Raw genomic sequence first — 13,349 nt, 5'->3', positions numbered from 1 at the left:
TTGTCGTTGTCGTAATCGGAGAAGCAATGCAATTCGGCCACGAGCAGCTCGATTACGACAACGACAACGACAACGACGGCCCCTGGCTGCCGACCTATTTGCGGCGCTTGAGGATCCGCGTCAGCCGCACCCGCGGCCCGTTGAAACAACGCAGGCCGAACTTGTGGGTGAAATAGGTGGGCCACGCCGCCGCCGCGTCGCGCTTCACCCCGGCCCGGTCGCAGATGTCCTGCAGGATGGCGATCATCCTCTCACGATGGGGGCGGAACTTGGCGATCGTCCGCTGCCGGATTTCGGCGGGGGTCAGGGCGCAACGCTTCATCGCCTCCACGCCCTCCCGGACCGCTTCGGCACTGTCGTCGGCGATGTACGCATAGGTCGGCTCGAAAAAGGCGTCCCGGCCGCCCAGGTTGCGTGTCGAGACCAATGGGCGCCCGGACAACAGATACTCGGCGCTGACGAACATGGCCCCTTCCTCCGCCGATAGACAGAGCCCGCAACGGGCCTCGCAGATGGCGCGGGAGACGAAGCGGGAAAAGACCTTACGCTTCCAGCTCGCATGGGGGAACTGGCGCATCACCTCGGCGAAATAGGCCGCCTCCTGCGGCGAGTGATCCCCGATCAGGCGCAGGGACGCCACCCCCAGGGCCAACTGATGGCGCTTGAAGGGGGTGATACGGGCAAGGTAAACGGCATCGAATTTGACGGGTCGGTCGTAGATACGGTAATGACCCTCGTCGAGAAAGGCGTTCTGATGACAATACTCGGCCCGCAGGCCCAGGCCCGCGATCAGGGCGACCTCGCGCTCGGAATTGCACAGGAACACCAACTGCGCCGACGGACAGAGGCGGCTGATCTCGGCCGCCTCGCGCGCCACCTCAGCGGCGCGCTCCGGCGTCTCCCGGTGCCAGCCAAACTGGAACAGCAGGTGCGGTTTGGCATCGCCCAAGGCCTCGAGGATCGCGTCGCGATGCGTGATGAAGTCCTCGAAATAACTGATGACCACGGTCGGCTCGCGAAAAATCACGTAGACCGGAAGGGCATCGCCCTGGATGAGTTGCTTGATGAACTTGGCGGTCTGCGCGATCATGTTGATGGTGAGCCCGAGTGCTGGTTTGCCGCCATGGTACGCGCGGGTCCTGCCGCTTTCAACACGGGCCCACGGCCCTGCCGCGCCGCCCCGTGGCGGCATCCGCCGACTGCTTCTGTGCCCGGGCCGGTTGAGACGCTGTGCACTCGGGCGTAAGATCGGGCATCCGCGCGCGCCTGTGCGGCACCATCCAGCGGCGAGCCAGTGCGCAGCCGCACGCCGCCCAACGACCGACGGGTACCGCAGTTGACGCTTCCGCCCGAAATTTTCGGCGAGCCGATCCAGGCCAAGCAGGTGATCTTCGCGGGCTTGACGGTCGGCTTCCTGGCCTTCGCTATCCCGCTGGCCATCAAGCACGCGTGGATGGACCGCGTCTGCATGGCCGGGATCTGGTTCATGGCCATCAATCCGGTGAAAATCACCCTCTTCAGCTATACGCTGTACCGCGGCGACATCCGCGGTCTGGAGTTCGGCGTTACCGATTGGCTCGCCATCACGATGATCGTGGCGATGCATAAGGCGCCGCGTTGGCGAAAGCGCAAGCTCTACACGCGCAATCCCAACGAGGTGCTGCTGGTCCTCTACCTCGCCTATTGCACCTTCACCATCGCCACGGCCCTGATTCCGCAGTTCGCCGTCTTCGGTCTCAGTAAGATCGTGCGCGCCTACGCGACCTTCTGGGTCGCCTACAACTTCATCCGCAGCGAGGACGACCTGCGCTTCGTCATCTGGGCGGTGGTGGGGATGACCTTTTACAGCTTCTTCCAGGTCCTGATGGACAAGTATACCCGCGGGGTCTTTCCGCCGCGCGGCTCCTTCGACCATCAGAATGGCCTGGCCACCTTCCAGAACATGCTGAATTTTATCATCTTCGCCGTCCTCATGCAGGACAGTGAGAAGCTCTTCGACAAGCGCACCCTGATCTATTGGGCCGGACTCGGGGCGGGGGTCCTCACCAGTGTGGCGACCCTCTCGCGCGGGGGCATGGCCACCACGGTCATGGGCTTCAGCATGATCATCGCCATGACCTTTTTCCTCAAGCAGAAGGCGGTCAAGCTCAAGAAGAAGTTCGCGGCCATCGGATTGATGGTGATACTCTCCATCCCGGCCCTGGCCGTCATCCTGCCGCCGATCATTCAGCGCTTCCAGACGGCCCCGGAGGAGTCCGGGGAGTCGCGCCACGGGGCCAACATTGCGTCGGGCCACATGGGCCATGACAATTTCTTCGGCGTGGGACTCAACAACTTCTCCTATGCGATCAACTACCTGCCCTACGGCGAGGACCTGGCACCCCTGGATCGCGGCATTGCCCACCACATCTTTTGGCTCCATTATGCCGAGTTGGGTATCATCGGGGTCACCCTCTATGCCCTGCTGACTGCCGGCTTCATGTTGATCGCTGTCCGTTTTATCCTGAAACGCCGGGACGGTCTCGAACGGGTCTTCGCCATCGGGATCCTGACCGCCTTTGTCATCAATTGGCTCGTCGGTACCCTCGAGTGGAACTTCCGCACCATCCAGATCACCCTGACCTATTTCATGCTCGCCGGCTTCGTCAGTTCCCTGGACCGGGTCGAGCGCGAACGGCTCAAACACGATCAGGATCAGAAGAATCGCCTGGCGATGGCGTACCTGACGATGACCCGGCGCCGGGGCCAGTCCGGGCCAACGGCGTCGCGACCGGTCGGCCGGCCTGCCATCGGACCCCGTCGGCGCTGAGCCGACGCGTTCCGCCAACCACCCTGGGGAGAACTGAATTGCGAGACTCATCCCTCGACCTGCTGAAGGGCATCGCCTGTGTCATGATGGTCCTGGCGCACACCCAACTGCAGCTCGATCTACCGTCCAAGGTCTTGACTTTCTTAGGTAGTTTCACCCCCATCCTGTTTTTCGCCGTCTCCGGGATCACGGCCGACTTCCAGGCGCGCAAATACCCGGTCGCCGGGATCATCATCACCTATGCCATGATCTTTATGCTGGGGCTGAGCTTCACCCCCATGGCCAGGGAAAACTTCACCAACTTCTGGGTCCCGTTCGACATGGACATACTTCAGATCATCGCCGTAGGCGTCCTGACCCTGTACCTGGTGCAGCGTTTTCTGAACCCGGGCCCCTGGTTTCACCTCGGCGCAGCGATCACCATCTTCGCCCTCAAACTCGCCACCGACACCCTGCGTGATACCTGGTGGATGGCTGACCTGGCCTATGTCGTCGTGGAACCGGGCAACTTCGTGATCATCCCCTGGCTGTTCCCGTTCTTCCTCGGCATGTCCTGCTACCTCGCACCCAACCGACATAACCTGTGGCTCGCCGGGTCGGCATTGCTTGCGCTGGGCACGGCCTGGGGGGCGGGGGTTACGCTGGGAATCGACAACCGCTGGGATATGACCACCGGCTATTTCCTGTTCTCCCTGTTCCTGACCGCCACGTCCTTCTATATCGCCCGGCGGCTGCCGTCAACGGCGGTCACGCGGCTATTTGCCCCGCTGCTCTGGCTGGGTAAGTCCTCATTCCTCTTTCTCTATGTCCACATGGGCGTCATCTGGCTGGTGCGCCACTATACCCAGGGGATCTGGGGAACCTATTGGATTTGGCCCGCGGTCGGGGCGGCATCGCTGGTCCTGATATGGGTGCTCCCGCCACTGTTCGGGGCCCTGCGCATCCCCGCCGTCATGGCCCGGTTCCCGGCCTGGATACTGCTGCTGGCGCTGGTTCTCGGCACGCCGTTGGTCTTGCCCTCCGGGGCGCCGCTCGTCCTTACCCAGCTCGTTTTAGGGCTGATCTTTTCTCTATACTACGCCGCCCTGACCCAGGAGCTGAAAGGGCTCGCCTGGCCCGCGGCACGCCCGGCGCAGGGGGGTTGAGATCATGGCACAGAAGCAACGCGACGCCGTCGGCAGCCGTGACGCCTGGGTCGATTACGCCAAGGCCATCGGCATCGTCCTGGTGGTCTATGGTCATGTCGCGCGCGGGATATTCAACGCGGGCATCCCACTGGACGTGCCGCTCTACCAGTTGGTGGACAGCATCGTCTACAGCTTCCACATGCCGCTGTTCTTTTTTCTCTCCGGGCTCTTCTTCTTCCACTCCCTGCACCGGCGCGGCCCGGCGGCGCTGGCGGCGAACAAGGTCGACACCATCCTCTACCCCTATGTCATCTGGTCCCTGATCCAGGGGCTGATCGAGGTCTGGCTTGCCGGATACACCAACGGCAATGTGAGCCTGACCGAGGTCCTCGCGCTCTGGAACCCCCGGGCCCAGTTCTGGTTCCTCTACGCCCTGTTCCTGGTGATGCTGACCGCCATCCTGGTCTACCGCCGCGAGAGTCGCTTCTTCCTCTGGGGGCTGCTGGCCGTCGCGGCCCTGGCCTACGTCTTTCAGGCCGCGATCCCCGCGGCGCTGCATTCGGACTATGTCGTCAAGAACTTCGTCTTCTTTGCCCTGGGGGTCTGGTTCATCACCGTCAAGGAGTCGGTGGCCCGGCGCCCTGGAGCCTGGGCACTGGCCGGGGTCATCGGCTTCGTGGCCGTGCAGTACGGCTTCCACGTCGGGCTTGGGCTGGTGCACACCGACAAGGGCGTCGCCTCCCTCCTGGTGGCGATCGTCTCGATCCTGGCCGTGGCCAGCCTCTGCATCTGGCTCGCCCGCACCCCGGCGCGCTGGGTCCTGGCCCTGGGGGCGGCCTCCATGGGCATCTACGTCATGCACATACTGGCCGGCAGCGGGGCCCGGATCCTGGTCGGCCGGTTACTCGGGGTCCAGGACGCGATGATTTATCTCCTGGTCGGGTGTCTGGTGAGCCTCCTGCTGCCTATACTGGTCATACGGCTGCTGGGGCGCTTGAAGATCGGGGGGCTGTTCGAGGCGCCAGCCCGGGTTTCGGCCGAGGCCTGGTACCGGCGGCGCTTCGGTAAGACGACGCCCTAGCAAGGGTGCAACGGCGGCATCCTGGCTGGTTTGCGGTCCGGGTCGCCCCCACGTCGTCCCCAGGGGCGGGCGACCCCGAGACCAAAGAGGTCTTGCGGGTGCGCCGTTCGTTTTTGGTAACGAGTCAAGAACCAGTTAAACACAACACGATCGTTGTCGTTGTCGTAATCGGAGAAGCGATGCAATTTGGCGGCGAGAGAATCCGGGGTGCTACGATAACCTCGATTACGACAACGACAACGACAACGACGCAACCAGCATTCCCTGATGGACTTGTTTCGCTTATCAGTGAACGGTTCCTTGGGTTGAGGTACCAGAAGCTATGATCAACAGCGAGGAGCGGTATCGCCAGGCGTTTGCGCACATCGCCGAAATCAAACGAATATTATGCGCGACCGAGTACGCCTTGAAAGATCAGCGCCCGGCGACGGTATTAGTCACGAGTGCCGCGCCCGGCGAAGGAAAGAGTCTGTTTGTCGCAGCGCTTGCCACCGCCGCCGCGCAGAGTGGAAAATATCGTGTTGCGGCGCTGGATCTCAATTGGGATCGCCCGGCGCTGCATCGGTTTTTCAATCTCGCTCTGACCCATTCCGAAAAGGCGCTTTGCGCGGCTGAACTGAGCGCGCTCGTGTGCCCTTCCGGGCAGGAGTCGCTGGATATTCTGACCGCGCCCGGTGACTATGCCGATTGCTTCAAGGGCGATACTCAGGCAGGCGCTGTGACCGCTCGACTCATTGGCCAGGCCAGGACGGCCTATGATGTCGTTATCATCGATAGCGCCGCGATCTTTCCGGCCAGTGAAATGATGATAGACCCGGTGATGCTGTCCGGCCTTGCCGATGGCGTCGTCATGGTGGTCTTGACGGCCGCCACCCCCAGGCAGCAGATAAGAAGGGCGCAAAAGATCATGGAGTCCAGCGGCGCGAGTATCCTTGGCGTCATCAGCAATCAGCGGAAGCTGTCCGCACCATGAGATTTCACTTCAAACGCTATCTCAGAGCACTGCGAACCCACAGAAAATGGGCCTGGCTGGTGTTCGTGCCGCTCGGCTTTTACCTGCTTTTTGCCGCGCTCGATGACATGCAATTCAGCGTGTCGCAGGCCTTCTCCGGCTACTCCGCTGACATTGCGATCACCGCGTCCAACAGCCCGGTCGCGACGATCAAGCTGGGTGACGTGGTCGCGGATCCTGAGCTCCTGTTTCTCGATGCATTCGCGCTGATGCAATTGCAAAAGAGACTGGGGCTGATCGGGGGCGATGGCACTGCGGTGAACGACAACGAGATACGTCGCCTGGCATACTCGGCCTTGTCTCTAACCGCCACGGGCGGCGGCACATTGGAGTTGAGCTATACCGGAAAAGATGCAGCGCGCGGGCGCGTGCTCGTCGCTTTCTACACCGACCGGATCTTGAAAAGGATCGTCGATGCGACGGCGCGCACCAAACCGGGGGTTACGGCGATGGCGGGCGGATTCCAGGCGGCGGGCGACCTGGTCGTCGTCGGCACGCGGGCCATCTGGAGCGCCGAGCGGCTGCGGCCGGCACTGGGCGTGCTGCTTTTATCGGCCGTCGGCGTGTTGGTGCTGATCGGCATGTTCGAGCTGTCGGATCCATCCTTCAAGTCGGAACGGCAAATGGCCCGCTACCTTGGGGTGCCGGTGTTGGGTACGATGCCGGACGTCGGGCGACTGGTACGGACGCCGCCGCAATAGCGGGGAGCACCCCAACAACCAGGCCTTGTCGATTAAGCCATAGCGGCTCCCAGCCCAGAGGTTGACGATAATGAATAAGCGAATGACTGCGGACGGCTGGATCGGCGTGTTGTGCGCCCTGGCCTTGCTGGTATGGCCAATCCTTGCCCCACAGGCGGACGACTGGACCTTCCAACCTTTCAGGTACGTTTTTGGCGTGGGCGGCGACCCGACTGCCGACGGGCAGCTTGAAGTCATCAACAAGGACCTGACGTTCGACCGGAATGTCCCCTTGGGGTGGTCCGAATACAGTGCCGCGGGTGGTGAGGCGCGGATTGCCGCGGGGGACCTCGACGGCGATGGCAAAGATGAAATTGTCATCGGGTTCGGTGCGGTCGGTCAGGATGGCCTGCCGGGTGGCCGGTTTGAGATTCTCGATGACGATTTTTCCCTTCTGGCGTGGGGCCAGGTCGACTGGCCGGACTACAGCGCCGCGAATGGTGAAACACGTCCCGCCGTGGGCGATATCGACGGCGACGGCCAGGCCGAGATCGTGATCGGGTTGGGGCGCGGCGCAAATGCAATGGTCGCACTATTTCGCCTTGCGGGCCGCTCGCTGACACCGCTTGGCTGGTCCGCCATCGACTGGCCGGAATACGCTGAGACCAATGGTGAAACATGGCCGGCCTTAGGGGATCTCGACGGCGATGGACGCGCTGAGCTCGTGATTGGTGTAGGGCCGGGCGGGGCGGGGCGGTTTTTTGTGAAAGAGGGCTTCGAGGCGGCCCGCCTGGCGGCCGGACAGGACCCCTGGCGCGACGAAATCGAGGGCAGCCTGTCGTGGGCGGAATATGCCGACGAGGTTGGCGAGACCCGCCCTGCGGTTGGCGACCTGAACGGGGATGGAACCCAACAGATCGTCATCGGCCTGGGTCCGTCCGGCGGCGGTGTCCTCGAGGTCTTCGACTACCTTTCGTCCGCGCTGGTCGCCAGCGGATCGGTGACGATCGACTGGCCCGAATACAATGCCCTCAACGGCGAGACGCGCCCCGTGATTGGCGATATCGACGGCGATCTGCGGGGCGAGTTCCTGGTCGGCCTCGGCAACGGCGGCGCCGGCTACGTTTATCTGTTCGATGATGCAAAGACGCAATTTGTCACGCTCGAGCGATTGCAGGTGGGTGCGCCCGCCGATCAGTCAGGCAACGGTGCCGTCTGGCCAGTCGTCAAACGCGAGGGCCCGCCGCTCGTCTACCAGTTGCGCGTGTTGCAGAATGGTACCGGCAGCGGTACGGTCGGTGGGGGCGGTCGTTACGTGGCCGGCACTGCCGTCACCGCGACCGCCACCGTCGCGCACGGATCGACCTTGGCCGGCTGGACGCCGAGCAGTTGCGGCGTCGTGTTCGCCCTTACCGCCGATACGACCTGCACCGCCACCTTCACCTTACTCCCCACCTACACTCTAACCGCAAAACTCAGCGGTAATGGCGCGGTCACCAGCACCCCAGCGGGGATCTATTGTGGAAGCGATTGCGCGGCCGCCTACACCGCCGACACCGCGGTCGCCTTGTCCGCGACTGCGTCGATTGGTTACAGCTTTGCCGGCTGGAGTGGTGCCTGCACCGGCACCGGGGGCTGTACGGTAGTGATGGGCGCGGCCAAGACGGTCACGGCGTCGTTCAAGGCGATCGCCGGATACGTCGAGCGGGGCATCACGGCGAGCCTGGACGACGCCTCGCGGCGTCAGTTGCAACCCCTGACCGCAGGGCCGGCCCGCTATCTGGAGACGCGCTCGGCACGCGCCCTGACCCTGGGCTTCGACTCACTGGATCTGGCCGTCGCCACCCGCGACCCGGCAAGCTATACCCTCGTCGGCCCGGCCGATGGCAGCCCCCAGGGCGCCATCCGGGTGGGCGGCGACCGCCAGGCCGTCGGCTTCGACGGTGCCAATCTGCCCCTGGCGCAGACGCGCCTGCACCTGCTCTTCGCCGACCCGCTGCGCCCCGGTGTCGATTATCGCCTGGACGCCTGCGCGGCCGTGGGCGGCAGTACCGATCCGGCGGCACCCTGTCACTCGCTGCCGGTCCGCTACGACCCGACCCTGGCCTCAGGTTCCATCCAGGTCGATCAGGTCGGCTATGCCCCGGGAACGACCAAGATCGCCTACCTCGGCAACTGGCTGGGCAGCGCCGGACCCTTGCCGGTGGACGCGACCGGCTTTGAAGTCGTCGATAGCGACACGGGCGAGGCGCACTTCAGCGGCCAGGCCCGCCTCACCGCGCCGGCGGACCCGTGGAGCGGCAATGATGTGTACCAGGCCGACTTCAGTACCCTGGACCGCCCGGGACGCTACCGGCTGCGGGTCCCGGGACTTGGGGTGTCCGACCCCTTCGTGATCGCAGCCGATGTCTACGACGCCCCCTATCGCGCCGCGCTGCGCCTCTTCTACCATAGCCGCAACTCCACGGCGGTGGTAGCGCCTTGGGCCGACCCGGGCTATGAGCGGCCCCAGGGCGGGGTCCCGCCCGCCATGGACGCGGCCTTCCACGCCGCCGTGGCCGGTTCCCCGCTGAGTGCGGGCAGCACGACTGACACCGGTCCAACCGCCCGGCACGCGGTCCGCCATGGCTGGTTCGACTCCGACGACTATGGCCAGTACGTACCCAACGCGGCCCCGGTCTGGTATCTGGTGGGCGCCGCCTTGGACCTGGCCCCGCAGCGCTTCGGCGACGGTGACCTGAACATCCCCGAGTCCGGCAACGGCATCCCTGACGTCTTGGACGAACTGGAGTGGGGTCTGGACTGGCTGCTCGGGATGCAGGACCCGGCCGATGGCGGGGTCTGGTTCCGTGTCGGCAGCCGCACCTGGGACGCGGTCCCGCCCTACCTGATCGCCACCCCGCGCCTGCTGTTTGAAAAGACCAGCCACGCCACCGCCGCCTTCGCCGCCGCGTGTGCGCTGCACGCCCGGCTGATCCGGCCTTATCGTCCGGCGCGCGCCGCCGCGGCCCTGGCCGCGGCGCGGCGGGCCTGGGACTTCCTCGCAGGCCACCCTGACTGGCCCGCCGAGGGGCGACGTTACCAAAGTCCGACGGGCGTGCGCGCCGTCGACTACTCGGATGCATCAGTCCGCGACAACCGCCTGTGGGCCGCCGCGGAACTGTACCGTACCACCGGCGAGGCGCCCTATCGAACTGCCGTCGAAGCCCTGTTGCCGCTGGTCAAGATCGATCCCACCGCGGGGGTCGGTTTCCAGGACGTTTCGCTGGCCGGGCTCTGGGCCTACCTGCTCGCCGAGGGTGAGGGTAAGAACCCGACCATGGTTACCCAGGCCGGCGCCGCGTTCATCGCGGCGGCAGACTGGCGGGTGCGCAATGCCACCGCGCACCCCTTCCGTGCCCCGAGCCATCAGAGCATCGCGGTCGTCGGCTGGGGCTCCTTTGCCGTCTCCACCCGCGCCACCTTGCCGCTGCTTCAGGCCTATCGACTCACCGGCAAGACCGACTACCTGGACCGGGCCTGGCAGAGTCCCCACCCGCAACTCGGGGCAAACCCCCAATCATTGAGCTACCTCACCGGGTTCGGCGCCAGGTATCCCCACTTTCCGCTCTCCAGACTCACCAAGAGCGCCGGCCCCGGCGACCCGCTCAAGGGTATCCCGGTCCTTGGGCCCCAGTTCCTGCCCTCCGCTGAGATGGCCGCGATGAACACCCTCTACCTCCCCCCCTCGCTGGTCGGCACGACGCTGCCCACGGACGCGAGCGGGTACGCGAAACTCTACCCGGCCCTGCGTCGTTACACCGACGCCCGCGGCCTGCCGCCCATGTCCAAGCCCACGGTGGTGGACTATGCCCAGGTGGGGCTCGCCTTCGGACTCCTGCGCCGGGCCGGGCTCAAGGAGGAGATCGACACCGCGGGCAAGGTACAACACCAGCTCAGCGTGCTCAAGAACGGCACCGGCAGCGGTACTGTCGGTGGTGGCGGTCGTTATGCGGCCGGCACCGCGGTGACCCCGACCGCGACCGCCGCGCCGGGATCAACCCTTAGCGGCTGGGCTCCGTCGCGTTGCGGTGCCGCTTTCGCCCTCGATACGGATACGACATGTATGGCTGACTTCACGCTGCTCCCCAAATACGCACTGACCGTCATACTGAGCGGCAGCGGCACCGTCACCAGCGCGCCGGTCGGGGTCAACTGCGGCGGCGATTGCACCGAGGCCTACGTCAGCGGCACCACCGTCACCTTGACCCCCGCGCCGGCCAGCGGGTATCTGTTTGCCGGCTGGAGCGGTGCCTGCAGCGGAACCGAGGGCTGTACGGTGGCGATGGGGGCGGCCACGAGTGCCACGGCGACCTTCAAGGCCATTCCCGCCACGCTCGAGCGGGGTATCACCTCGTCCTTGGCCGACACCTCCAGGCGTCAGATGCAGCCCCTGCCCCAGGGGCCGGCCCGGTATCTGGAGACGCGCTCGGCGCGCGCCCTGACCCTGGGCTTCGACACCCTGGATCTCACCGTCGCCACCCGCGACCCGTCGGTCTATACCCTCGTCGCCCAGGCCGACCCGGCCTATGCCAACCCCCAGGCGGCAACCCGGGTGGGTGGCGACCGCCAGGTCGTCGGCTTCGACACCGCCAAGCAGCCGCAGGTGGAGACGCGCCTGCACCTGCTCTTCCCGCACCCGCTCCGCCCGGGTGTCGACTACCGCCTGGACGCCTGCGGCGCGCTGGGTGCCGCGGCCGATCCGAGCGCGCCCTGCCGCGCGATCCCGGTGCGCTACGACCCGGATCTGGCCTCCGGCTCCATCCAGGTCGATCAGGTCGGCTATGCCCCGGGCACGACCAAGGTCGCCTTCCTCGGCAACTGGCTGGGCACCGCCGGTCCCTTGCCGGTCGAGGCGACTGGATTCGAGGTCGTCGAGGTCGGCACGGGCGCGTCGGTCTTCAGCGGCCAGGCCCGCCTCACCGCCCCCGCCGACCCCTGGAGCGGGAACGACGTGTACCAGGCGGACTTCACCGCCCTGGACCGCCCGGGACAGTATCGGCTGCGGGTTCCGGGACTCGGGGTGTCCGACCCATTTACCATCGCCACTGACGTTTACGACGCCCCCTACCGCGCCGCCCTGCGCCTCTTCTACCACAGCCGCAACTCCACCCCGGTGGTCGGGCCCTGGGCCGAACCGGGCTATGAGCGGCCCCTGGGCGGGGTCCCGCCCGCCATGGACGCGGCCTTCCACGCCGTGGTGGCCAACTCCCCGCTGAGCCTCGGCAGCACGACTGACACCGGCCCGGCCGCCCGGCACCCGGTTCGCCGCGGCTGGTTCGACGCGGGCGACTATGGCCAGTACGTTCCCAACGCGGCCCCGGTCTGGTACCTGGCGGGCGCCGCCCTGGACCTGGCCCCGCGGCGCTTCGGCGACGGCGACCTGAACATCCCCGAGTCCGGCAACGGCATCCCGGACGTCCTGGATGAACTGAACTGGGGCCTGGACTGGCTGCTCGGGATGCAGGACCCGACCGACGGCGGCGTCTGGTTCCGCGTTGCCAGCCGCACCTGGGACGCGGTCCCGCCCCACCTCATCGCCGCCCCGCGCCTGCTGGCCGAGAAGACCAGCCACGCCACGGCCGCCTTCGCCGCCGCGTGCGCCCTGCACGCCAGGCTGATCCGGCCTTATCGTCCGGCGCGCGCCGACGAGGCCCTGGCCGCCGCGCGGCGGGCCTGGGACTTCATCTCCAGCCACGCCGACTGGCCCGCCGAAGGTGAGCGCTATAAGAACCCCGCTGGCGTGAGTGCCGGCGACTACGCGGATGTCTCGGCGCGCGACAACCGCCTCTGGGCCGCCGCCGAGTTGTACCGCACCACCGGCGAGGCGTCCTATCGGGTCGCCTTCGAGGCCCTGCTGCCCCAGGTCAAGATCGATCCGACCGCCGGCGTCAGCTTCAAGGATTTTGCGCTGGCCGGGCTCTGGGCCTACCTGCTCGCCGAGGGCGAGGGCAAGGACTCGAACTCGGTAACCCAGGCCCGCAACGCCTTCATCGCGGGGGCGGACTGGCGCGTGCGCAATGCCGCCACGCACCCCTTCCGCTCCCCGAGCCATCCTTATCTCGGCTGGGCTGGCTGGGGCTCCTTTGCCGTATCCACCCGCCACACCCTCCCGCTCCTCCAGGCCTATCGGCTCACCGGCAAGAGCGACTACCTGAACTGGGCCTGGCAGAGCCCCCACCAACAGCTCGGCGCCAATCCGCAATCCCTGAGCTACCTCACCGGATTCGGGGCGAGGTCGCCGCGCTTCCCCCTGTCCAAGCTCACCCGGAACGCGATCCCCGGCGATCCGATCAGCGGCATCCCGATCCTCGGGCCCCACTTCCACCTGCCCGCCCTTTGGCAGGAAATGACGGCGGTGACCGCCGGCTACCTGCCCGCCGAGTCCATCGGCACGGCGCTGCCCGCGACCGCAGCCGACTTCGCCGCCATCTACCCGGTCCTGCGCCGCTATACTGACGCCCGCGGTCTGCCGCCCATGTCGGAACCCACAGTCGCGGACTACGCCCAGGTGGGCTTGGCCTTCGGGCTGCTGCGCCGGGGCGGGCTCAAGGAGGAGATCGACTCCCTGAGTCCGTTACCCTGATGTCAACCACCGCTA

At 66.0% G+C, this 13,349-nt stretch carries 8 protein-coding genes; 7 read left to right on the top strand and 1 reads right to left on the bottom strand.

Features of this window, described 5'->3' with window-relative positions:
* Window positions 1-94 precede the first annotated feature (94 nt).
* Window positions 95-1,090, bottom strand: coding sequence for a hypothetical protein (locus tag QZY48_RS04665; RefSeq protein ID WP_295428385.1), 996 nt, complete (start codon window positions 1,088-1,090; stop codon window positions 95-97).
* Window positions 1,091-1,336: 246 nt separating this feature from the next.
* Here QZY48_RS04665 and QZY48_RS04660 point away from each other — a divergent pair, with 246 nt between their 5' ends.
* The 7 genes from QZY48_RS04660 to QZY48_RS04630 all read left to right on the top strand — a co-directional run bounded on the left by QZY48_RS04660 (window position 1,337) and on the right by QZY48_RS04630 (window position 13,334).
* Window positions 1,337-2,809 (top strand): O-antigen ligase, encoded by a 1,473-nt coding sequence (locus QZY48_RS04660; protein ID WP_295428382.1) that lies wholly within the window; start codon window positions 1,337-1,339, stop codon window positions 2,807-2,809.
* A 38-nt stretch (window positions 2,810-2,847) separates the two neighbouring features.
* Window positions 2,848-3,954 carry an acyltransferase family protein gene (locus tag QZY48_RS04655; RefSeq protein WP_295428380.1) on the top strand — a complete coding sequence of 369 codons (1,107 nt, stop codon included), beginning with the start codon at window positions 2,848-2,850 and terminating at the stop codon, window positions 3,952-3,954.
* Between the two features lie 4 nt (window positions 3,955-3,958).
* Window positions 3,959-5,017 carry an acyltransferase gene (locus QZY48_RS04650; protein WP_295428377.1) on the top strand — a complete coding sequence of 353 codons (1,059 nt, stop codon included), beginning with the start codon at window positions 3,959-3,961 and terminating at the stop codon, window positions 5,015-5,017.
* A 179-nt stretch (window positions 5,018-5,196) separates the two neighbouring features.
* Window positions 5,197-5,343 carry a hypothetical protein gene (locus QZY48_RS04645; RefSeq protein ID WP_295428374.1) on the top strand — a complete coding sequence of 49 codons (147 nt, stop codon included), beginning with the start codon at window positions 5,197-5,199 and terminating at the stop codon, window positions 5,341-5,343.
* Window positions 5,340-5,990, top strand: a complete 651-nt coding sequence (locus QZY48_RS04640) for a CpsD/CapB family tyrosine-protein kinase (RefSeq protein ID WP_295428371.1) — start codon at window positions 5,340-5,342, stop codon at window positions 5,988-5,990. The genes QZY48_RS04645 and QZY48_RS04640 overlap by 4 nt, the downstream gene beginning before the upstream one ends.
* Window positions 5,987-6,730 carry a hypothetical protein gene (locus QZY48_RS04635; RefSeq protein ID WP_295428367.1) on the top strand — a complete coding sequence of 248 codons (744 nt, stop codon included), beginning with the start codon at window positions 5,987-5,989 and terminating at the stop codon, window positions 6,728-6,730. The genes QZY48_RS04640 and QZY48_RS04635 overlap by 4 nt, the downstream gene beginning before the upstream one ends.
* Before the next feature lie 70 nt (window positions 6,731-6,800).
* Window positions 6,801-13,334: a glycoside hydrolase family 9 protein gene (locus QZY48_RS04630; protein WP_295428364.1), complete on the top strand. Its 6,534-nt coding sequence runs from the start codon at window positions 6,801-6,803 to the stop codon at window positions 13,332-13,334.
* The last annotated feature ends 15 nt before the right edge of the window (window positions 13,335-13,349 follow it).

It is taken from the genome of uncultured Thiodictyon sp., from assembly GCF_903828115.1.
In the GTDB taxonomy this organism is placed as follows: Bacteria; Pseudomonadota; Gammaproteobacteria; order Chromatiales; family Chromatiaceae; genus Thiodictyon.
This window is presented reverse-complemented; position numbering and strand designations above follow the sequence as displayed.